A 22,754-nucleotide genomic window follows, 5' to 3' on the forward strand; every position below is an offset into this window, starting at 1 on the left:
CGGATATCAAAACTAAAGCTGAACAAGAAGAGGATGAAGTCACAGTGCAAGACCGTGTGGTAGGTGCTGCACAAAGCACTGGTAAATTCACTTCTAAACAAGTAGATAAAGTGAAAGACAAAGTTGATGATATGACACCTGAAAAAGGCCGGGTCAACTAACAATGATATTAAAAAACCTCCCTTAAAAGGGAGGTTTTTTAGTTATAAATTTTTTATTAAAAAAAATTCAACCTTGAAAATAAATACTGTGTCAAAAAGTGGGAGACTTTTTGACACAAAGAAATTCTTCCTTATTTTTGTGTGATTAAAGAAATCTAAAAGAAGATGACAAAATATGTGCACTTTTCTTTAAGAAGGAGTATACTATATTTATAGTTTACAAATGTAAACGAAAGAAAGGAGCTATCAATGGAAAATAAAATTGAAGCAGGTGTTGCAGCTGTAAAAGTTCTTGAAAATTGGGGTGTGAGCCATATTTATGGAATTCCTGGTGGATCCATTAATTCTCTAATGGACGCATTAGATAAGGAAAGGGAAAAAATTCGTTATGTTCAAGTACGGCATGAAGAAGTTGGTGCTATGGCAGCAAGTATGCATGCCAAGTTTACTGGAGAGATTGGTGTAGCTTTTGGTTCTGCAGGACCTGGAGGGACTCATTTGTTAAATGGGCTCTATGATGCACGTGAGGATGGAGCTCCAGTGTTAGCCCTTGTCGGTCAATTTGGGACAACGGGTATGAATATGGATACTTTTCAAGAGATGAATGAGGATCCAATTTATGCTGATGTGGCGGTATATCACCGCGTGGTGATGACAGCAGCTTCTCTTCCTCATATTATTGATGAGGCCATTAGACAAGCTTATAGTAAGCATGGTGTTGCAGTGGTTCAGCTCCCCGTTAATCTTGGTTGGGAAAAAATACCAGCAGATGGGTGGTTTGACGCTAGTCAAGTTTATAGACCCCTAAAGTTTGCGGCACCCGAACCAGCGGAAATTAATAAAGCTGCTGAAATTTTAAGCAAGGCGGAACGTCCGCTAATTTTTGCGGGGATTGGAGCACGTGGGACAGGAAAAGCTCTTGTTGAATTATCTCGTAAGGTTCAAGCACCGATCATGGTTTCTGCTTTGGCAATTGATGTTATTGATCATGAATATGAAGGCTTTTTAGGTTCTGCTGTTCGTGTGGCAAGGAAACCTGCTAATGACGCAGTGGCAAATGCTGATACGATCTTAATGCTTGGAACTAATCAACCCTTTATTGACGTTACCAATATGTTCAAAAATGTAAAACACGTCATCCAAGTGGACATCAATCCCGCTCATTTGGGCAAACGCCAACAAACTGAGTTAACTATTTTGGCAGATGCTCAAAAGGTAGTGGCTAGCTTGTTGGATGAAGTGCCACAAAAACAAGAAAGTGCCTGGTATCGTGCTAATCTGAAGAATATTAACAATTGGAAAGCGTATACGGATCATTTAGAAAATGATCTCAATAATAGTGCACTGACACTTTATCAGGTTTACCATGCTCTTAACGAAGTGACAAAACCGCAAGCCCTCTTTTCAGTAGATGTAGGGGATGTCACGATGACTTCGGTACGTCATCTGCATCTCAAGGAAGGGCAACAATGGCGAACTTCAGGGCTGTTTGCTACTATGGGGATCGGGTTACCGGGAGCTATCGCTGCTAAACTTGATTTTCCCGAACGACAAGTTTGGTCTCTTTCAGGAGATGGTGCTTTTTCGATGGTTATGCAAGACCTGGCTACACAAGTTCAAGAAAAATTAGGGATTATTAATGTGGTCTTTTCTAATCAGCAATATGGATTTATTAAGGATGAGCAAGAATCAACGAATAGAGGATATTTAGGTGTAGCTTTTACAGGGATTGATTTTGCTAAGGTAGCTCAAGCGATGGGAGCACATGGTTTTACCGTCACCAACTTAGAAGAACTTCATCAAGTTTTTGCACAAGCGGTAGAGCTTGCTGACTCAGGGGAAACGGTCTTGATTGATGCCAAGATAACTAATGAAAGTCCTTTGCCTGTAGAAGCACTCAAACTTGAACCTGAACAATTTTCTAATGAGGAAATTGAAGCGTTTAAAGCACGCTATCACGCTCAGCTATTGGAACCTTTCTCTAAGTATTTACAAGAAGAGGGGCTTAATAATCATGATTCAATTGAACAAGGTGGATTTTGAATTTAAGGATCAGGGAGAAAAAAATGAAATATCAAACAAGTCAAGAAAATAAAAAAATTGAAATTATCAACTTGCAATCACTTGAAGCTAGAGTGAAAAAAAGTATGGAAGCTGCAGGAAATGGGGGAGCTTTTGGTTATATTCGAGGTGGTGCTGAGGATGAGTGGACCATGCGAGAAAATACCCTAGCATTCAATAAAAAGAAAATAATGCCACGTGTCTTAAGAGGGATTGATCATGCAGATTTATCAACTTCTCTTTTTGGAATACCGTTGACTACACCTATCATACAAGCTCCTGTGGCTGCTCAAGGACTTGCTCATGAAGAGGGAGAAGTTGCTACGGCGAAGGCTTTAGCAAAGATAGGGTCAATATTCTCTATTAGTACCTATGGCAGTACTGCGGTTGAAGAAGCTGCTCAGGCTGCCCCTGGAGCACCACAATTTTTCCAATTGTATATGAGTAAGGATGATCATTTTAATGAATTTCTCTTAGCGAAGGCGGTGGCTGCAGGAGTTAAGGCAATCATTTTAACAGCTGATTCTACGTTGGGAGGGTACCGTGAAGAAGATGTTGTGAACCATTTTCAATTTCCGCTTCCGATGCCTAATCTTGCAGCTTTTTCTGAAAGTGACGGGAAAGGGAGAGGGATAAGTGAGATTTATGCAGCTGCTAAACAAGGGTTAGTGATGGAAGATATCCAAAAAATTAAAGCGTTCACTCATCTCCCTGTTATTGTAAAAGGTATCCAATCTCCTATCGATGCTGCTGAAGCCATTGAAGCAGGGGCTGATGGAATTTGGGTTTCTAATCATGGTGGAAGACAGCTTGACGGAGGACCAGCATCAATAGAGGTGTTACCTCTTATTGCCGAGCAAGTAAACCATCGGGTTCCGATTATTTTTGACAGTGGTATCAGACGTGGTTCACATGTATTCAAGGCATTAGCACTTGGAGCAGATGTGGTCGCTATTGGACGTCCAGTTCTGTATGGTTTAAATCTTGGTGGAGCACAAGGAGTTGAGGCGGTTTTTGAACACCTTAATAAGGAGCTAAGCATTACGATGCAACTTGCAGGTACAAAAACGATTGATGCAGTTAAACATACTCCCTTAATGGATTAAATTTGAGTAAATAAAAAAAGACAACAAGTGTGTCTTTTTTGATATGGCCCCTGCCAGGATCGAACTGGCAACCACTGCTTAGGAGGCGGTAGTTATATCCAATTTAACTAAGGGACCGTAAAAAGTTACTGACAGAGCTGTCAGAGAAAGGACTAAAGGTAAGCCCTCTAAATCAGTAACGGGTGAAACAAAATGTTTATTGATGATCTGCTGTAAAGACGATACCAGCACTCTGCCGCATTTCATAAGAAGTTTCTGCAACAGCTTTGGCATAGCTTTGAAGGTGTTTAGCGGTTGTCGTATCATGAGATTCAAGGAGTTTTGCAAACTCGTTTGCTTCATCATAAAGAGAATGTTTAGGAGCTGTAATATCTAGCCTTGTTTTTTCGCCCGCTAAGTTGACGAAGGTTGCTGATGTGATTGCATTCACTCCATCTAAAATCAATGTTCCATCTTCTGTGTAGATTTCGCTTGGTAAGTAGCTATTGACATTTCCGGCACATTTTATAGCGACTTTGAACTCACTATAATCAAGTATACCGACACCTGATAAGTCAACGCCGGAAGGTAGAATAACGGCGTCATATGTCGCTTTCTGAGGTTTACCAAACCAAAAAATTGCTGCATATAAAAGATAAACGCCGAGATCGGCAAGAAGCCCTCCTGAGAATTTCGCATTAAACTTGTTGGGGAGCTCTCCTTGCAAAAGTGCTGGCATTTTTGAAGAATACTTGGAGTAGGTAAAGTCCGCACCCTTGACAGTCTTGTCAGCAAGAAAGTCTTTGATTGTAGTAAAAGCTGTTTCGTGAATGTTACGAGCGCCTTCAAAGAAAAGTAAGTCCTTTTCTTCAGCCAATTTCGTGATTTCCAAAAGTTCCGAAGGATTTGAAAAAGCTGGTTTTTCAACAATTACATGATGCCCTGCAAGAAGTGCACTTTTTGCTTGTTCAAAGTGCAAGGCATTGGGACTTGCAATATAAATTACATCTAAATGGGCCTCAAAAAATTGCTCTAACTGATCAAACTGCTCAATCTCTTCAAAATCAGCGCTAAAACGCGCAGCGGATTCAAGTCGGCGAGAATAGACCGCTGAAAATTTAAATTTTTCAGTCAGATGGGCTGCATCAATAAAAGAGCGAGCAATCCAACTCGTTCCGATAACACCAAGTTTTAACATCCTAATCTCCTTTTATGGGGCAGAAGTAATTCATCAGAAGGACTTCTATTTTCTGTCAAAATCTACCTCTATTATATCAAAAATTATACTAAAGTACCTCTGCTGAACTATCAGTGTACTGACGATTTGGTAAGTGAATGACAAAATTTGATAAAATGTGGTAAAATATATAGGAAAAATTTTTGAATTAATTGTGACCCAAGTGTGCAATTAATCGGTGGAATTTATTCTGCAGGAAGGCACATATTTTGAAAAAAACATTAATTATCGGTGTAACTGGTGGTTCGGCTAGTGGTAAGACAAGTGTTTCGCATGCGATTTTAGAGACATTCTCTAATGAGAGAATCGCTATGATTGAACATGATAGCTACTATAAAGACCAATCCCATCTCACTTTTGAAGAACGCACGAAAACAAATTACGACCATCCGTTGGCTTTCGATACAGATTACCTGATTGCTCAACTCAAGGAACTACAAGAAGGGCGTGCTGTTGATATTCCCATTTATGATTATGCTCGCCATACGCGTTCTGAGGACACTTATCGTCAGGAACCTGTGGATGTGTTGATTGTAGAAGGAATTTTAGTCCTTGAAGATGAACGTTTACGTGATTTGATGGATATCAAGATTTTTGTGGACACAGATGATGATGTGCGAATTATTCGTCGTATTCGTCGGGACATTGAAGAACGTGGACGGACTTTGGATTCGGTCATTACTCAATATCTGGATGCTGTCAAACCGATGTATCATCAGTTTATTGAACCTACCAAGCGTTATGCGGATGTGATTATTCCTGAGGGAGTTTCAAATACGGTAGGGGTCGATATTATTACAACAAAGATTGCCAGTATTTTGAATGATTAAGCCTGTTTGAGACAGGTTTTTTCTTTTAACTTTGCTAAGAACAATTTTGTGAAATAATCTTCAAGAGAAGTGAAGTTATTTCCTGATAAATCAACAATGGTAATGCTTACTTTTTTTGTGAAAGTGTGTTATACTTGTTTCGTAACATTTGCAGAAAGGATAGTCGCTTTAAAAAGCGGCGTGCTATGACAGGGTCATAGTGAGGGATAATTTCAAAATGGAACTTTTTGAATCGTTAAAACAAAAAATCGGCGGAAAAGGACTTAGAATCGTCTTTCCAGAAGGTACAGATGCTCGTATTTTGGGGGCGGCCAACAGACTTTATGCGGACAAATTGGTCACACCAGTATTTATTGGAAACATCAAGGAAGTAACAGCAACTTTGACTTCGCGGGGGATTAATCCTGAAGGTTTTCAAATTTATGATCCAATGAATTGTGATCGCTTTGAGCAAATGGTAGAACTTTTCATTGAACGTCGTAAAGGAAAAGCGACCGAAGCGCAAGCGCGCGAAATTTTGAAAGACCCTAATTACTTTGGTACCATGTTGGTTTATATGGGTATTGCAGATGGTATGGTGTCTGGAGCAATTCACTCCACTGCGGATACAGTCCGCCCAGCACTCCAAATTATTAAAACAAAGCCAGGTGTTAAATCTGTTTCTGGAGCTTTCATTATGGTACGTGGGCGTGACGATAATGAAAAATATATTTTTGGTGATTGTGCGATTAATATCAAACCTGATGCGCCAACGCTTGCAGATATTGCTGTGGCTTCAGCTGAAACAGCAGCCCTCTTTGACATCGATCCTAAAGTAGCGATGCTTTCTTTCTCAACAAAGGGCTCTGGTAAATCTGAAGATGTTGAAAAAGTGGTAGAAGCAACTAAGCTTGTCAAAGAAAATCATCCTGAAATCGAACTGGATGGCGAACTCCAATTCGACGCAGCTTTTGTTCCTGCGGTAGCTCGTCAAAAAGCACCTGAATCTTCTGTAGCTGGGAAAGCCAATGTCTTTATCTTCCCTGATATTCAATCTGGAAATATTGGTTATAAGATCGCACAGCGTCTCGGTAATTTTGAAGCTATCGGTCCTATCTTACAAGGCTTAAACGCCCCGGTATCCGACCTTTCACGTGGCTGTAATGAAGAAGATGTCTATAAATTAGCCATCATTACAGCGGCACAAGCCTTAAAAGATTAATTCTGACTTACTGACGGTGCTGTCAGTAAATGATGAACGCCGTTTTTAATAAAATCCTTCATTCTTGGAGGATTTTTTAATTCTTTTAAAAATGTTATAATGGTAAAATCAAAATATGAAATGAGCAGCTATGAAAAAATCTAAAATTTTTGCCTTAATTGCTAATCTTATCTTCACCGCTTTTGTGTTGATTGCCTTAGCAGGATTTTGGTTTATTTTTCTCATGAGAAATTCTTCTGCGGTAATTCAAGATGTGCAAGATGCTGGTTTAGAGATGAATATGTTAGTTTCAGCTCTGATCATCGCTGCGGGTGTTCTCATCTTACTAGTGATATTAAATTGGATAGCCTTTATTCGCTTCCATCATTCTAGGGGATGGCGTCTTTATTTACTGATAGTTGGCATATTTTATGGCTTGGCGTCGCTATTTAATGGAGCTGGTCTTTTGATTACCTTGCCCATTGCGATTTGCCTGGTTTTAAGTTATGTGTTTAAGCAACAAGAAATAAAAGTAGAAAAATAAAAAGCACCGCGTTCAACAGGTGCTTTTTATAAATGAAAATAAAGTATTTTACATTAAATCCCAGTGCTTAAAGGCATTGATAATGCCATGATTAGTATTTTCTGTAGAAATGAAATCAGCAAGTTCTTTCAATTCTGAAACAGAATTTCCCATTGCAGTACGATAATCCGCAGCTTTAAAAAGGTCCAAATCATTACGTCCATCTCCAAAAGCAAAGGTGTCCCCTTCAAAACCAAGGACATCTTTAACATGAAGTAGCCCAGTTCCTTTATTTGTTGTACGATTGGTGACATCAATTGAACTTGGTGAGTTCATAAAAAAGTTCAGTTCGGGCACGGCTTCTTTGTAGTAATCAACCTGGCTGAGTTGATTTGTGAGGACAAGGAGCATGTTGACTTCTTGAGAAAGATAGCGCGTGGCATCGACTTCAGGCATTGGCATATGCGTGTAAGCATAGGCTTTTTTTGCAAAATCAGTCAGAGCGTTGACCCAGTAACCGTGGCTGTCATAAAAAGAGAGGGCCTCACGTTGTGCTTCTGAAGCTTGGAGTAATTTTTGCACACTGGATGTCGGTATCTCTTCTTTGTAAATGGTTTTACCATCTAAAACAATATACTGACCATTCATGGCAACCGCACCGGTAATGCCAGTTTGCTCCATGATTGCCTCAAGCTCAAAATGTCCTCGCCCAGTTGCGATGAAAGGTAAAATCCCGTTTTCTCGAATCCGATGTACTCCGTCAATTACTTCTTGATCTAATTGACTTTGGGCATTGAGCAAAGTTCCATCGAGGTCAAAGAAGGCTAAAGCCTTATAATCATTGATATTTTCCATAATTTTATTGTATCAAATTTATGATATAATTGTAAGTAGATTTATCCACAGATGCCAGAGCTAGTCTTCTCTGACAGGCTGGTCAGCAAAGCAAAGAGTATTCTATTTTGAACCAGCACCTGATGACCTTTTTAAAATTAGAAGAACCTGAAAGTAAAATATAAAAATGGCTACGAAGAAAAAAAATACACGAAGAAATACAAAAAAAGAATTACAAAAAAAAGCTGCTACCCGAAAAATGATTGCTTTTTTTGTTGCGCTTATCTTAATATTATTTGCCCTCGCTCGTCTCGGGATTGTAGGGGTTCTAATCTATAACCTTGTCCGACTCTTTGTGGGCTCATTAGCGATTTTGTTTTTATTGTTAGTGGTCCTTATGATGTTTCTCATGGTTTTCAAGAAGAATGTTTTAAAAGATAATAAACGTATTATCCCAGCTATTAGCATTGCTTTTATCGGGCTGATGCTCGTCTTTCAAATTCAATTAGGGCTTAGTTTTGGGCGAACGTTGCACCTTATCTTAGCAGATTTAACGGCTGGTCGCGTGACTTATTTTGTAGGTTCAGGAGTGATTGGAGCGGCCATTTTTGGACCAGCGAAGGCTCTGTTTTCTGTAGTAGGTGTTTACATTTTAGCGGTTGTTTTTTGGCTTGCTGCCCTTTACCTCCTTTTACCAGGACTATTTCCGAAGATACGTCAAAGCCTTCACGAGCGTTTGGTTCATTGGAAAGTAAAACACCAAGAAAAACGTGAAGCTAAAAAGGCGGCTAAAGCGCTCGCTGCCTTAGAGGCTGAAAAAAATGCGCAGGAGGAGGCACTCCTAGCTCCTCGAGAAGAACAAGGAGATGCTTTATTTGCTAGCGCACCCGCTGAGGTTCCTATTAACATTCCTGATTCAACAACTGCCGTTACAGAAAATATGATGGATTTTGAACAAAATTATCCTAAAGAAGATGAAAATGATGAAGTTCATTTTGAAACTAACAGTAGTCAGACTTATGAAGGAAACTATCAGCTCCCAACAATTGATTTACTTGCAGAGATACCTGTCAAAAATCAGGCTGGGGAACGCGAAAATGTTCGTAAAAACATTGGAATTTTAGAAGAAACTTTCCGCTCTTTTGGAATCACTGCCAATGTGGAATCTGCCGTTGTCGGCCCATCAATTACAAAATATGAAATCAAATTAGCCACTGGAACGAAAGTGTCACGCGTTGTCAATCTCTCAGATGATTTGGCATTAGCATTGGCTGCCAAAGATATCCGAATCGAAGCCCCTATTCCTGGAAAATCTTTGATTGGGGTGGAAATTCCGAACGCTGAAGTAGCGACTGTAGGTTTTCGGGAAATGTGGGACGGTGGAAAAACGAATCCCGCTAAACTTTTGGAAATTCCACTTGGAAAATCGCTTGACGGTGGTATTCGAACTTTTGATTTAACAAGAATGCCTCATCTACTCATCGCAGGTTCCACTGGTTCAGGTAAATCTGTAGCGGTAAATGGGATTATTACTTCAATTTTGATGAAGGCTTTGCCGAGTCAAGTGAAGTTTCTGATGGTTGACCCTAAAATGGTCGAACTTTCTGTTTACAATGATATTCCTCATCTATTGATTCCTGTCGTAACAAATCCACGTAAAGCTTCACGTGCCCTTCAAAAAGTTGTTGACCAAATGGAAGAACGCTATGAACTCTTTAGTCGTTATGGCGTTCGTAACATTGCGGGATATAATGAAAAAGTCCAAAGATATAATGCAGAATCAGATGAAAAAATGCTTGAACTTCCTTTGATTGTAGTCATTGTTGATGAATTAGCCGATTTAATGATGGTTGCCAGTAAAGAAGTGGAAGATGCCATTATTCGTTTGGGACAAAAGGCACGAGCAGCAGGGATTCATATGATTCTTGCGACGCAACGTCCATCTGTTGATGTCATTTCTGGACTAATTAAAGCAAATGTTCCTTCAAGAATTGCCTTTGCTGTTTCATCTGGAACAGATTCACGAACAATTTTAGATACTAATGGGGCTGAAAAATTACTAGGTCGTGGTGATATGCTCTTTAAACCAATTGATGAAAATCATCCGATTCGTTTGCAAGGGGCTTTCTTATCTGACGATGATGTCGAATCTGTTGTGACCTTTATTAAAGACCAATCAGAAGCTCAGTATGACGAAAGCTTTGACCCCGGTGAGGTAGATGAGAGTCAAGTTGGTGCGGGCGCTTCAAATACAGGCTCTGGTGACCCCTTATTTGAAGAAGCACGAAATATGGTTATTATGGCTCAAAAAGCTTCAACGGCTCAATTGCAACGTGCTTTAAAAGTTGGATTCAATCGCGCCTCTGATTTGATGAATGAATTGGAAGCGCAAGGAATTGTTGGCCCTGCTAAAGGAACGACGCCTCGTAAAGTCCTTGTTAGTCCAGATGGTGAGTTCATTGGAGGAGAGGAATGAGTGGAGAACTAGATTACCATCACTTTTTTCTGCAAATTTATGAGATTTTACGCGAAGATGAGCAAAATAAAAAATTGTCCAAGCAGGAGAAAGCCGTTCTAGCCGATGCCCTGATTTTAAATGAACGCAAAGAACCAGTTTTAAAAATCTTAGGCCAGCTTTATATGCGCTTAGAATTTTGGAATCGTCCTGCTGATGATGAGATTTTAAAAGGTGGCATGAAAGCCCCAGTCAGAACACTTTATGAAGAATTAAAGGCAGATAAAAATATCACTTCTTCACAAAAATTTATTCCAGGAGTTGAAGCTTATCGACCGATTACATGGAATGATGCTTTGTATGGAAATAAAATGACGGAAGATGATGGCTTTATCGGTGGGGGCTATGTCACTTTTGACTCGGATGAAAAATATAAATCAATGGAAGAACGAATTGCTCTGCCCAATGATGAAATAATCAAAAATGCGGAGCCGGGTTTTGTAAAGATGGCGAAAGTGTGGGCATTAATCCTTGCTCTATTCATTCTTGTAATGGTTTTATTTGTGATTACTTTAAAAATATTAGGAGGGGGGTATAAATGACAGTATTTGATGAATTTAATGAAATCAAAAGAAAAGGCCTGCCGCAGATTTTAGTTATCTTTGGCGAGTCAGCCGAAATAGTGGGCGAATTGAAAAAGCAACTCTTGTCTGAGGTGAACTTTGAACCAACGGATTTGAGTCAGGCTTATTATGACTTAACCCCTAACAACAGTGATTTAGCACTTGAAGATTTGGAATCGTTACCCTTTTTCTCAGATTCTCGGTTGGTAATCTTGGACAATTTGGTCAATTTAACAACGGTTAAAAAGAGCGTTCTTGATGAAAAGCAGATGAAGCGCTTTGAAAGTTTTTTGGACAATCCGGCAGAGACAACCCAACTTGTGATAATTCTGTATGGGAAGTTAGATAGTCGTCTGAAAGTTGTAAAAAAATTAAAAGCTAAGGCAACTCTCCTTGAAGCGCGTGAATTAAAGAGTCAAGAATTAATTCACTATTTCAGTCAAGGAAGTAGCTTATCAAAAGCGGTATTAAGTTTGATTGCAACTAAGTCAAACGATAATTTTTCGGTCATGAAGCAAAATATTGATTTGGTCGAAACTTATGCACTTGGACGCGAGGTCACGGTGGAGGATGTCGAAAAAGTTGTTCCCAAATCACTACAAGATAATATCTTTGCCTTAACTGACTTAATTTTCAAAGGGAAAATTACTGAGGCACGTGCACTCGTGCATGACTTGACTTTACAGGGTGAGGATTTAATCAAAATTTTGGCGATTTTGACAAATTCTTACCGTTTATATCTGCAGGTCAAACTCTTTCAAGAAAAAAGCTGGCAAGAAAATCAGCAGGTTTCCTACTTGAAAATGCACCCTTATCCAGTAAAATTAGCCAACCAGTTAGTCCGGAAGTTGCCACTGTCTCAATTGAAAAAAGGCCTGCTTGAATTAATTGAATTGGACTATGCGATTAAAACCAGTTTGGCAGATAAGGCTTATCTTTTTGATATTACTTTAATCAGGTTGACCTTGAAAAAAATCTGAAAATTTGGTATGATTAATAACGGACATTTTATAATGATGATGAAGAGGTAAAAATGCCAACATTTAAATTTACGCCTAAAGATATTTATGAAGCAGACTTCTCCACAAAGATGCGTGGTTACGATAAAGAAGAAGTCGACGAACTCCTTGATGACGTGATTGCTGACTATGAAGCTTATCAGACAGAGGTTTTACGTTTACAAGAAGAAAATGAATTTTTAAAGAAAAAAATTGCTGAGTTAGAAATGCAAGTTTCTAAACCCAACCAAGCTAATCTTGATGATACGCAACGCTTTGATCCGAGTCAGTTATTACAACAAACACGTTCTAATAAACCAAAAGTTGAAGTACGTAATCCAAGTAACTTTGATTTGTTGAAGCGGATTAATCGTTTGGAACAAGCTGTCTTTGGGCCAAATGGCATTGCTAGTGAGCATGATTAGTTTGTAACTTATCCTATTGCAAATGGATAAGTTGAGTGTCCTGCATAAGGTCAGGACCTCAATAAGAGTAATAAAAATAGTTTTCGGATAATCGCGCGATTTTTTTGAGTCGTGAGGAAAGTCCATGCTCGCACGGACTGAGATGTCCGTAGTGTTTGTGCTAGGTGAAACAATAAACCTGGGTAGGAGCGTCATGCCTAACGGCTGGCCAAAGCGCTAAGTCTTTTGATATGCGTAAGTAAGCCTGTAAAAGTGCCATAGAGACGAGACTTAGAGGAAACTCTAAGAATGGAACGTGGTAAACCCCTCAAGCGAGCAACCCAAACTTATGGTCGGGGCACTTGACTAGCCGAAATGAAGGCGTGGTCGAGGCTAAAATCTTGTATTTTAGCAGACAGATGGTTATCGAAGGTCGTAGAGACCGGAACAAAACATGGCTTATAGAAAACTGTATGACACAGGCTGGGGCTTTTAGCCTCAGCTTTTTTTAAATAGAATTTGGATACTAAGAAATGATAAAAAAATTTAAATTATTAGCTACGGCTTCAGCTGGACTTGAGAGCTTGGTTGCACGTGAGTTACGCAATCTGGATATCACTGATGTGGCGATTGATGATCGCTCACGGGTATTTTTTGAGGGAGATTTAGCTACTATTGCTAAAGCAAACCTCTGGCTGCGTACTGCTGATCGGGTGAAAATCGTAGTTGGTGAGTTTAAAGCACGTACTTTTGAAGAATTGTTTGAGCAGGTTTATGCGTTGCCGTGGGAAGAATTGATTCCTTTTGGCTGCCAATTTCCAGTCAGCAAGGCAAAATCGGTCAAATCAACGCTGCATAATGAACCTTCAGTGCAAGGGATCACGAAAAAAGCGATTGTTAAAAAGTTGCAAACGACTTTCCATCGACCTGAAGGTGTACCTATTCCAGAAAACGGCCCTAAATTTTCAATTGAAATTGCTCTGCACAAAGACGTGGCAACGGTGATGATTGATACAACAGGTGATTCTTTGTTTAAACGTGGCTATCGTTCGGAAAAAGGGGAAGCGCCACTGAAAGAAAATATGGCAGCGAGTATCGTGATGTTGACCAATTGGTTGGCTAATCCCCGCCGTGCTTTTGTCGATCCAACGTGTGGTTCTGGGACCTTTACGATTGAGGCAGCAATGTTGGCATTAAATATGGCACCAGGACTGAAACGTGACTTTGCTTTTGAGGCTTGGCCTTGGTTTGATGCAGAAATTCTCAAGCACGAAAAAGAGTTGGCCCAAAAACAAGTGCGCACAGATTTGGACTTGGATATACAAGGTTTTGATATTGACGGCCGTATGGTAGAAATTGCAAAACGCAATGCGCTTGCGGCGGGCCTTTCAGATGTGATAAAATATAAACAAATGCGACTGCAAGATTTTCAGACTGAAAAACTTGACGGTGTGCTTGTGTCGAACCCACCGTATGGCGTGCGCCTCGAGGATGAAGAAGCGGTCGCTACGCTTTATGGTGAGATGGGCAAAACCTTTGCCCCTCTTGAAACTTGGAGCAAGTATATTTTGACGAGTGATGTTGATTTTGAAAAACATTTTGGTGCAAAAGCAACCAAGAAGCGTAAGCTTTATAATGGGACTTTGCGTACTGACTTGTATATGTACTTTGGCAAGCGGATTAAATAAAATTTTACTGACAGGTCTGTCAGTGGCCAAGAAGCTCATTTTAAGAAGACTTCAAAGGATTTGGACCATGCTTTAGCTCTTATAGAATAAAAGTTGGTCTGATCGGAGGAGAAATGTCAAACAAAAAAAATAAAAACAAGAACAAAAATAAAAATAGAACAAAGCAAATTGGTGAAAAAACACTGAAACTGCAAGATTTGCAAGATTTTACAGTTGGTGAGATTGTCGAGCAATCAAAGCGTGTGGATCAAGAAAATCAAGATAATGAATCTGTTTTGGATAAATACATTCGCCAGCATCGCGGAGAAATAGAAGAAGCCAAAAGTAAGAATTTGGATGATTTTATTCAAAATGAGCGGGAGCAAATTGCAACTCCAGACGTTCATTCCACAGAAGGAACTGATAATACCACTGAGCTAAAGGGTACGCTGTCCTCGTCGCCAGAAGAAGAAAAGCAATCTGTCGAGCTATCAGAGACGACTTCTGAACAAGCAGAGGAAGCTCTTAAAGAAACAAAAGTTGAGCCAGAGAGACAAGAAAATAGGGGAGACTCAAAAAGTTCTGCAGAAGATCAGTTAGATTCCTCTGATGAAAAGCAAGAAGTGATCTTAGATCCCGTCATTATGGCTGATGGCGCCATCAGCGATTCAAGCCTTGATGATAAAGCCCCTCAAGAGACTAAGCCAGCTGTTGCAGATGAAACTGAAGCGAGGGAAGACAAAAAAGCAGTAGAGGATCAGTCTTCCCCAGTTTCGCCAGTTATTATGTCAGCTAACGACAGTGAGCAAGAAACTAGGGAAACAGTTACCCCATTGGTTCCCCCACAAGCTGAATCCCAACCAGCTGGAGTGCCTTATCAAACTGTCACACCTTCTGATGAAGCAAAAAGTGAACCAGAAGTTGAAACGTCCCAAGAAAAAGTCGCGCCCGTAAGTAATAAGCGGAAAGTTCCTATTATTATTGGACTATGCGCCCTTGTCTTGATTGCAGCAGGCGCTGTTGGTTTTGCGCAATATAATGCCCATCAAAAACCGAAAACAGTGCAGACAAGTTCTAGTAGTCGTTCGGACTTGGATAATTTTAAAAGCCAATATGAGGCCTTTTTCACAGATAAATCTCACGAAGCTTTGAAAAATAGCCAGTTTAGCGCATTGCCAAAACTTGAAAAATTAGTAAATACTCACAAGACAGCAACGGCTTGGGCCAGCGCAGTTTCCGAGACTGAGGACTTGAAAACACAAATCGCAGCTATTGAGAAAGTAAATGCTCTATTCACTAAACCGGCCATCACCGATGGTAAATTGGATAAGCAAGTCCAAATTGTAAAGGATGTTAAGATCCCTGAAACTCCTAAGACAGCTAACGCTACCCTCAACAAACTGTTAGCACAAGCGATTGATTTGGCTCAAGCACAAAAAACTAAAGCAAGTAGTTCTCAAGCCGCGGCAAAAGCTTCAAGCGCAGCAGCTTCCACATCACAAGATAAAGCTGTCGCTTCATCAACCGCTCAAAGTGCCACAGATACAGGAAGTACGACTACTCCGTCCTCATCTGCAGCTGATACAAGTTCTGCCAGTCAAAACAGTGGTCAGTCATCAACAACAAATTCAGAAGGTGTAAGTTCGGCAGGGGTAACTCTTGAAACGGCCAAGGCACGTGTGCAACCCCAAGCGGGCGTGAATACATCTGATCCTGCTTTCACTTGGGGAGCAGGCATTAAAGAAAAAGTACTAAATATTGCGCGTGATCGCGGCTATATCACAGGGAATGACTATATCCTAGTACCAAGTGCTATTCATACCACAAATGGCACACAAGGTTTTCCTGCTGGAATCGTCAGTGGTTACTACAACCTCTACGCACCAAATGGAACTTATCTCGTTTCGATTAATGCAAAAACGGGTTATTTTGTTGGAAATGGCTCTGGTCATTCTGATAATTTAGATTATTGAAGATAAAAAAAGCTTATCCATACAGGATAAGGCTTTTTTGTTTACTGACCAGATGGTCAGTATTTCTTTTAAGCGTAAGTAAGCTTTGGAGAGGAAAAAGCTAAAGCTTAAAAAATCATGAGGTCATGATTGGTATGCGTGAAACTTTCACAACCATTTTCTGTTACGTAAAGACAGTCTTCAATACGTACACCTACTTTACCAGGAATATAAATCCCAGGTTCGTTAGAGAAACACATTCCTTCTTGAATGACGAGGTCGTTACCGGCAACAATAGATGGATATTCGTGAACGTCCATTCCGATACCATGTCCAAGGCGGTGATTGAAATATTCACCATAACCTGCTTTAGTAATTAAGTCACGGGCAACAGCATCAACTTCATGTGCAGTTACACCAGGTTTAATGAAGTCCATGGCTGCTTGTTGAGCTTCCTTAACGATTTTATGAATTTCAGCATCAAAGTCATTAGGTTGACCAATTGCGATGGTACGTGTCGCATCAGAAGCATATCCGCCACTCATGACACCCAAGTCAAAGAGCAAAAGTTTATTTTCTTGAATTTCAACATTTTCAGGTGCACCGTGTGGATTAGCAGCGCGAGCTCCTGATAAAACAAGCGTGTCAAATGACATCTGTGGCACACCCATCCGTTTCATTTCGTATTCAATTTTTGCAACGATATCAGATTCGGTCACACCATGACGTTCAGCAGCAGTGGCAAAACCAATTTCAAAACACTTGTCAGCAAAATCACCAGCAACTTTCATTTTTTCAATTTCATCTGCTGACTTAATCAAACGCATTTGTTCAATCAAAGGAGTCAAATTCACAAAATTAATATCACCAAATTGTGCTTTCAAGCCTTCAGTTTTAGCTAAAGGAATATCTGAAAATTCAACCGCAATTGATTTAACTTCGGATTTCACATGATTTTTAACAACTTCCCAAGGGTTTTGAGCATCTTCGTATCCGAAAATGTCAAAGCCAGTTGTATGAGTTTTAGCTTTTTCAACTTCTAAAGCTGGTGTAAAAAGCATAGGGGCATGATTTGGGAAAATCATGAGTCCTGCGATACGTTCGTGTGGATCAATCTCTAGCCCCGTTAAGTAGTTTAAGGTAGTAGGGTTAGTGATGAAGGTCATGTCAACTTGTTTCTCGTTGAGATAAGTCGCTATGCGTTCAATTTTAGTCATAAAGTGTCCTCCTGAAAGTGTAAAAAATGAGTTTTTCAATCATTTTCATAATTAAAAAGCATCTTACTTCCATTTTACGCTATTTTTCTCAAAAAATCACGTTAAATCCTACCTTTTATGGTTGAAAAGGTTTACAGTTCATGATATAATTTAAAAATGAAAATGGTTTTCATAAATACTGTAATCAAAAAATAAGAAAGAGGTTAGCCAAAAATATGGTAGAATCAACAACAACAATTTACGACGTGGCACGTGTCGCCGGAGTCTCAATGGCAACAGTCAGCCGTGTAGTAAATGGTAATGCAAACGTTAAAGAAAAGACACGGCAGAAGGTTTTGGATGCAATCGCCGAACTAGATTATCGTCCCAACGCAGTCGCTCGCGGACTGGCAAGCAAACGCACAACAACAGTGGGTGTTATCTTGCCAACCATTACTTCAACTTACTTCGCAGCTATTGCACGCGGAGTAGATGATATCGCTTCCATGTACAAATACAACATGATATTAGCTAACAGTGATAATGATGTTGAAAAAGAAGAAAAAGTGTTAGAAACATTCTTATCAAAACAGGTTGATGGGATTGTGTATATGGGTTCAACCTTGGATGAAAAAGTGCGCTTGGCTCTTAAAAATGCACGTACTCCTGTTGTCCTAGTTGGAACGATTGATGGTGATAAAGAGTTGGCTTCTGTCAATATTGATTATCATTTATCAGCTTATCAAGCCACAACAAAATTGGTCAATAGCGGCAATAAAAAAATTGCTTATATCATGGGATCACTGAAAGATGCTGAAAATACTGAACGTATGGTTGGTTATCAAGAAGCTTTGATTGAAGCAGGGATTGAGTTTGATGAAGGGCTTGTTTTTGAAGGCAACTATAGCTATGAGCAAGGAAGAGCTTTGGCGGAACGTCTGCTTGAAAAAGGGGTAACGGCAGCAGTTGTCGCTCAAGATACTACAGCAGTTGGTCTGTTGTCAGCTTTGATGGAAAAAGGAATCAATGTTCCAGAAGACTTTGAAATTATCGCTGGGGCAAATTCTCCAATCACACAATATACCTACCCACGCATGACTTCAGTCAATCAACCTCTTTATGACTTAGGTGCTGTTGCGATGCGTTTGCTGACCAAATTAATGCTTAAAGAAGAAGTGGATGAGAATCAATTAGTCTTGGATCACGAGATTATTTCTCGCCACTCTACAAAATAAAATTACAGCCCAGCAATGGGTTGTTTTTTTTTAATAATGAACCAAAGTCAAAAGTATTTGACATTTTGAGGAAAAGTCGTGATAATAGAAAGACGATAAAAATTAGTTTGGGGTGCTCTCCGAATTTACTCAAGGAGTTTGAAATGCAAGAGATTGATTTAATCATTGTTGGTGCAGGTCCTGTTGGCCTTTATGCAGCTTTTTACGCGGGAATGCGGGGCTTGTCTGTGGCAATCATCGAATCAGCAGAGGTAGCGGGCGGCCAGCCGCAAAATCTTTATCCTGAAAAATTAATTTATGATATTGCGGGCTTACCAGCAGTTACTGGAGCTGATTTGACACGTAATCTTTTGGAGCAGCTGGCGCAAATTCCCCACCGTCTTTTTCTAGGTGAAGCTGTTCAAAAATTAGAAAAAACGAGCACTGGGTTTACGATTACTACTGACCAGGCGGTCAGAAAAGCAAAAGCGGTCCTTCTAACCACTGGTGCGGGCTTATTAACACCGCGTAAGTTGGGAGTGACGGGTGAGGAAGCACTGGAAGTTTCTGGTAAACTTTCTTACTTTATCACTTCTTTACAAGCTTTCAAAGGCGAAAAAGTTGCTGTTTTTGGCGGGGGAGATTCAGCCTTAGATTGGGCATTGATGCTTGAAAAAGTAGCTTCAGAAGTTCATTTAATTCACCGTCGGACCTCTTTTCGGGCGCACGAGCATACAGTAAGGCGTCTAGAAGATTCCTCTATTCAGCTCCACACTCCCTATACCCTTTCAGAATTTACAGAAAAAGGTGTCCAGCTTCAAAAAGTTAAGTCTGATTTACTGACAGAGCTGTCAGTAGATAAAATTCTTGTCAATTATGGCTTTTTGACGAACCAGCTGGATTTGATTGAGGGGCTAGAAGTGACCCGTAATGGTCGGGTGACGGCGAATCGCCAAATGCGCTCTAATATCGAAGGGCTCTATGTGGCGGGTGATGCGAGTGATTATGAAGGTAAAGTCCCTCTGATGTCAGTTGGTTTTGGGGAAGCGGTGTTAGCTATCAATGCGATGACCCAAGTTTTAACTTTAGATCATGCCATAAGAAAAGGGCATTCTTCCTCGATTTTTTAAGAAAAATAAAACGTCGACTTAAAGAAGACGTTTTTTTATCCTTAAAAGTCTGCTGATGGACGGATCAGTAAAACGAACAAGCCCAGAGGCTTTTTATAAGTTATGTTATAATGTTATAATAGAAGACGATAAATGAAGTAAGCGAATAACCGCGCGCTTCATCTTTAATCTCAGGTGAGATTGCACAGATATAAATATTAGGAAATTCAGATGATTTTAAATTTAATTATTGTTATTGCATTAGTCTGGGCCTTTATGGTGGGCTATTCTCGAGGTTTGCTCCTCCAGTTGATTTATTGTGTTGGGACTGTGATTGCAGCGCTCATCGCAGGAAGTTACTATCAAGAATTAGCACAGCAGATTAGTATTTGGGTGCCTTTTTCAAGTGCAACTGAAGGCTCTCACCTTCTTTTGTTTAGTGATAACCTCTTATTCCAATTGGATGAAGCTTTCTATGCTGGTGCCTCTTTCTTGATTATCTTTACACTAGCTTATGTAGTCGTTCGTTTGATAGGCCTTTTTATAAGAATTACACTAAGCCCACTAGGAAAGCAAGGAAAAATTATTGCTGGTGTCTTAAGCATAACTACCACTTATTTTGGTTTACAGATGTTGCTTGTTACCCTGAGTCTTGTTCCACTGGCAACTGTACAAAGTCATATCGACGCGAGTGGGCTTGCCCGCTTGATGGTTTTACATACCCCGATAACTTCGGATCTTTTACAAAATTTATTTATCGAAAATATTGTCCATATCAATCCGCTAGCATAGAAATGTTAGCTTTAATTATTTAAGCTGAAAAAATATTATGAATAAAAAAATACTCCAAATATTAGAATATGATAAGGTCAAAGACCAATTTTTGGAAAACTTGACCACTGCCCAAGGGAAAAAAGAATTGGCAGAATTAGTCCCTCTTACCGATGCCTCTAAAATTCAACTTCTTTTTGATGAAGTCGCTGATTTTCAAAGCTTAACGCAAGAAAATGGTCTGCTTAATCTCTCAAAAACTACTGATTTAAGTGAGATTCTACGTCGCTTAGAACTTGAAGCAAGTCTTAATGGAAAAGAATTTGTTGAGATTAAAAAAGTAATTCAAGTGGGTTTGAATATCACCCGTTTTTTTGCGGAAGCTGAAAACGTTGAAACTCCCGCTTTGGATGTGACCCTTGACAAACTGACAGACCTGTCAGCACTGATGAAAATGCTCGAGATTTTTGACAACGCGGGGAGCTTATATGATAATGCTAGCCCAGAGTTGATGCATATTCGCGGTGCAATCAAAACGCACCAGGCAGAGATTCGCAAGATTATGCAAGAGCTGCTAAATAAGAATCTTTCTGCTTTATCGGAAAATGTCATCACCATCCGTAATGAGCGACAGGTTTTACCTGTTAAGGCGGAGAATAAAAATAAGATTCCGGGCGTGGTGCATGATATGTCTGCCTCAGGACAAACGCTCTATATTGAGCCCAATGCAGTAGTGAGTTTAAATAACAAACTCAATCAGAAACGGATGGAAGAAAAAAATGAAATGACGCGAATTTATCGCGAACTTTCGGTTCAACTTAAACCGTTTACCCCAGAACTTCGTCAGAATGCTTGGTTGATTGGGCATATTGATTTTATTCGGGCCAAGTATCTTTATCTTGTAGCCCATAAGGCTACTTTGCCTGAAATGGTGACACAAAAAGATATTATCCTTTTTGAGGCACGCCATCCGTTGATTGATCCAAAGGTAGTTGTCGCTAACGATATCAAATTTGATGCGCAATTAAATACCATTGTCATTACGGGGCCTAACACGGGTGGGAAAACCATCACCTTGAAAACAGTTGGATTATTGACCGCCTTGGCTCAGTCAGGACTTCCTATCTTAGCAAGTGAAGGGAGTCGCATCCATCTTTTTGATGAAATCTTTGCTGATATTGGGGATGAACAGTCAATTGAGCAAAGTCTTTCCACTTTTTCAAGCCATATGACCAATATCGTCCGAATCTTGAGTGAAGCGAATGAAAAGAGTTTAGTCCTCTTTGATGAGTTGGGTGCTGGGACAGATCCTAAAGAGGGAGCAGCGTTAGCAATAGCTATCCTTGAAAAACTGCGTGCTGGTCAAGTGAAAACGATGGCGAGCACCCATTACCCTGAGTTGAAGGCCTATGGGGTAGAGACTGATCAGGTTATTAATGCCAGCATGGAATTTGATATTGATCAAATGCAACCTACTTACCATTTACAGTTGGGCGTACCTGGACGTTCTAACGCCTTAGAAATATCTCGGCGTTTGGGACTCTCTGAGGATATTATTCATCAAGCAAGTGATCAACTCTCAGATAGCGAGCATGATGTCAATGAGATGATCCAAAAACTTGAGGAAAAAACGCATGAGGTAATCGAGCGTACGCGCCATATTAAACAGATTGAGCGCGAGAATCTTACCCTACACAAGGATTTAACAAAAGTTTATCAGCAAGTCAATCGTCAAAGAGAATCTGAACTTGAAAAAGCGCATAAAGAAGCACAAGAAGTTGTGAAAAAAGCAAGTCTTGAAGCGCAAGAGATTTTGAAAAATCTTAATGAGAAGGCTGCACTGAAGCCCCATGAAATCATTGCTGCTCGAGCTGAGCTTGAGGCCTTAGCACCAACCATTGACTTCAGTAAAAATAAAGTCCTCAAAAAAGCAAAAGCACAGCGTGGACTCAAGCAGGGGGCACAGGTCAATGTCATCTCTTATGGTCAACCTGGTAAATTAATTCGCCTTGAAAAAGATGGGCGTTGGACTGTACAGATGGGCGCTATTACGACGCGACTGTCAGAAGATCAGTTTGAACTAATAGAAACTGAAGCGCAAAAACAAACAAAAACAAAAAATGTCAATAAAAAAGTAACGAGTAAAGTTAAGGCCCAACTTGATCTAAGAGGGATGCGTTATGAAGAAGCCGAGCTAGAGTTAGAAAACTATATCGATCAAGCCCTCTTAGCTAATCTTATCCAGATTACGATTGTTCATGGGATTGGTACCGGAGTAATTCGCGAGATGGTGCAGAAAAAACTACAAAAGCATCGTCATATCAAGTCTTACGACTATGCACCTATCAATGCTGGGGGTTCTGGGGCAACTATTGCGATCCTTAAATAAGAAGGAGCAATAACCAAAAAGCAAATTGTTTGTATAATTCTATATAATTTGCTACAATAAAGATA

At 40.0% G+C, this 22,754-nt stretch carries 18 protein-coding genes, 1 tRNA gene, 1 other RNA gene and 1 pseudogene; 17 read left to right on the forward strand and 4 right to left on the reverse strand.

Annotated elements, in window-relative coordinates; all coding sequences use genetic code 11:
- The 3 genes and pseudogenes from JKP71_RS04080 to JKP71_RS04090 all read left to right on the forward strand — a co-directional run.
- A pseudogene (locus tag JKP71_RS04080) lies at positions 1 to 161 on the forward strand (Asp23/Gls24 family envelope stress response protein); the annotation flags it as partial.
- 249 nt (positions 162 to 410) lie between these two features.
- The gene (spxB, locus tag JKP71_RS04085; RefSeq protein ID WP_200407126.1) at positions 411 to 2,204 is read left to right on the forward strand and encodes a pyruvate oxidase; all 1,794 of its coding nucleotides are present in this window, start codon (positions 411 to 413) and stop codon (positions 2,202 to 2,204) included.
- A 23-nt stretch (positions 2,205 to 2,227) separates the two neighbouring features.
- Positions 2,228 to 3,328 (forward strand): lactate oxidase, encoded by a 1,101-nt coding sequence (locus JKP71_RS04090; RefSeq protein WP_200407127.1) that lies wholly within the window; start codon positions 2,228 to 2,230, stop codon positions 3,326 to 3,328.
- Positions 3,329 to 3,372: 44 nt separating this feature from the next.
- Here JKP71_RS04090 and JKP71_RS04095 read toward each other — a convergent pair.
- Together JKP71_RS04095 and JKP71_RS04100 are read right to left on the reverse strand one after the other, a co-directional pair.
- Positions 3,373 to 3,445, reverse strand: a tRNA-Arg gene (locus JKP71_RS04095).
- A gap of 79 nt (positions 3,446 to 3,524) precedes the next feature.
- A complete protein-coding gene (locus tag JKP71_RS04100) occupies positions 3,525 to 4,505 on the reverse strand; it encodes a Gfo/Idh/MocA family protein (RefSeq protein ID WP_200407128.1) in 981 nt (326 codons plus the stop codon).
- 248 nt (positions 4,506 to 4,753) lie between these two features.
- Here JKP71_RS04100 and udk point away from each other — a divergent pair, with 248 nt between their 5' ends.
- The 3 genes from udk (at position 4,754) to JKP71_RS04115 (ending at position 7,098) form a co-directional block, all read left to right on the forward strand.
- A complete protein-coding gene (gene udk, locus JKP71_RS04105; RefSeq protein ID WP_075525374.1) occupies positions 4,754 to 5,374 on the forward strand; it encodes a uridine kinase in 621 nt (206 codons plus the stop codon).
- 217 nt (positions 5,375 to 5,591) lie between these two features.
- A complete protein-coding gene (gene pta / locus JKP71_RS04110) occupies positions 5,592 to 6,575 on the forward strand; it encodes a phosphate acetyltransferase (protein WP_075525375.1) in 984 nt (327 codons plus the stop codon).
- A 130-nt stretch (positions 6,576 to 6,705) separates the two neighbouring features.
- A complete protein-coding gene (locus JKP71_RS04115; RefSeq protein ID WP_075525376.1) occupies positions 6,706 to 7,098 on the forward strand; it encodes a hypothetical protein in 393 nt (130 codons plus the stop codon).
- Between the two features lie 48 nt (positions 7,099 to 7,146).
- Here the strand turns inward: JKP71_RS04115 and JKP71_RS04120 are convergent, their stop codons facing one another.
- Complete coding sequence (locus JKP71_RS04120; RefSeq protein WP_200407129.1) at positions 7,147 to 7,932, reverse strand: Cof-type HAD-IIB family hydrolase; 786 nt, start codon at positions 7,930 to 7,932, stop codon at positions 7,147 to 7,149.
- Positions 7,933 to 8,098: 166 nt separating this feature from the next.
- On the opposite strand from JKP71_RS04120, the gene JKP71_RS04125 reads away from it, so the two are divergent.
- The 7 genes from JKP71_RS04125 (at position 8,099) to JKP71_RS04155 (ending at position 16,031) form a co-directional block, all read left to right on the forward strand.
- Entirely contained in the window at positions 8,099 to 10,387 is a 2,289-nt protein-coding gene (locus tag JKP71_RS04125; RefSeq protein ID WP_200407130.1) for a DNA translocase FtsK, read from the forward strand.
- Complete coding sequence (locus tag JKP71_RS04130) at positions 10,384 to 10,968, forward strand: hypothetical protein (protein WP_200407131.1); 585 nt, start codon at positions 10,384 to 10,386, stop codon at positions 10,966 to 10,968. The genes JKP71_RS04125 and JKP71_RS04130 overlap by 4 nt, the downstream gene beginning before the upstream one ends.
- Entirely contained in the window at positions 10,965 to 11,969 is a 1,005-nt protein-coding gene (gene holA / locus JKP71_RS04135) for a DNA polymerase III subunit delta (RefSeq protein ID WP_200407132.1), read from the forward strand. The genes JKP71_RS04130 and holA overlap by 4 nt, the downstream gene beginning before the upstream one ends.
- 53 nt (positions 11,970 to 12,022) lie before the next feature.
- Positions 12,023 to 12,412: a cell division regulator GpsB gene (gene gpsB / locus JKP71_RS04140; RefSeq protein ID WP_075525381.1), complete on the forward strand. Its 390-nt coding sequence runs from the start codon at positions 12,023 to 12,025 to the stop codon at positions 12,410 to 12,412.
- 79 nt (positions 12,413 to 12,491) lie between these two features.
- Positions 12,492 to 12,858: RNase P RNA component class B (rnpB, locus tag JKP71_RS04145), an RNA gene on the forward strand.
- A gap of 66 nt (positions 12,859 to 12,924) precedes the next feature.
- Positions 12,925 to 14,079, forward strand: a complete 1,155-nt coding sequence (locus JKP71_RS04150; RefSeq protein WP_200407133.1) for a THUMP domain-containing class I SAM-dependent RNA methyltransferase — start codon at positions 12,925 to 12,927, stop codon at positions 14,077 to 14,079.
- Between the two features lie 113 nt (positions 14,080 to 14,192).
- Entirely contained in the window at positions 14,193 to 16,031 is a 1,839-nt protein-coding gene (locus JKP71_RS04155) for a cell division site-positioning protein MapZ family protein (protein ID WP_200407134.1), read from the forward strand.
- A 107-nt stretch (positions 16,032 to 16,138) separates the two neighbouring features.
- Here JKP71_RS04155 and JKP71_RS04160 read toward each other — a convergent pair whose 3' ends face one another.
- On the reverse strand, positions 16,139 to 17,227 hold the full coding sequence (locus tag JKP71_RS04160) for a M24 family metallopeptidase (RefSeq protein WP_200407135.1): 1,089 nt from the start codon (positions 17,225 to 17,227) through the stop codon (positions 16,139 to 16,141).
- A 215-nt stretch (positions 17,228 to 17,442) separates the two neighbouring features.
- On the opposite strand from JKP71_RS04160, the gene ccpA reads away from it, so the two are divergent.
- From ccpA to JKP71_RS04180, 4 genes are all read left to right on the forward strand, one after another.
- Entirely contained in the window at positions 17,443 to 18,441 is a 999-nt protein-coding gene (gene ccpA / locus JKP71_RS04165; RefSeq protein WP_075525385.1) for a catabolite control protein A, read from the forward strand.
- Between the two features lie 143 nt (positions 18,442 to 18,584).
- A complete protein-coding gene (locus JKP71_RS04170) occupies positions 18,585 to 19,550 on the forward strand; it encodes an NAD(P)/FAD-dependent oxidoreductase (RefSeq protein WP_075525386.1) in 966 nt (321 codons plus the stop codon).
- Between the two features lie 210 nt (positions 19,551 to 19,760).
- Positions 19,761 to 20,321, forward strand: coding sequence for a CvpA family protein (locus JKP71_RS04175; protein WP_200407136.1), 561 nt, complete (start codon positions 19,761 to 19,763; stop codon positions 20,319 to 20,321).
- A 37-nt stretch (positions 20,322 to 20,358) separates the two neighbouring features.
- Positions 20,359 to 22,689, forward strand: coding sequence for an endonuclease MutS2 (locus tag JKP71_RS04180; protein ID WP_200407137.1), 2,331 nt, complete (start codon positions 20,359 to 20,361; stop codon positions 22,687 to 22,689).
- Positions 22,690 to 22,754: the final 65 nt, after the last annotated feature.

Origin of the sequence: Lactococcus taiwanensis (assembly GCF_014905395.1) — a bacterium.
Classification (GTDB): Bacteria; Bacillota; Bacilli; order Lactobacillales; family Streptococcaceae; genus Lactococcus; species Lactococcus taiwanensis.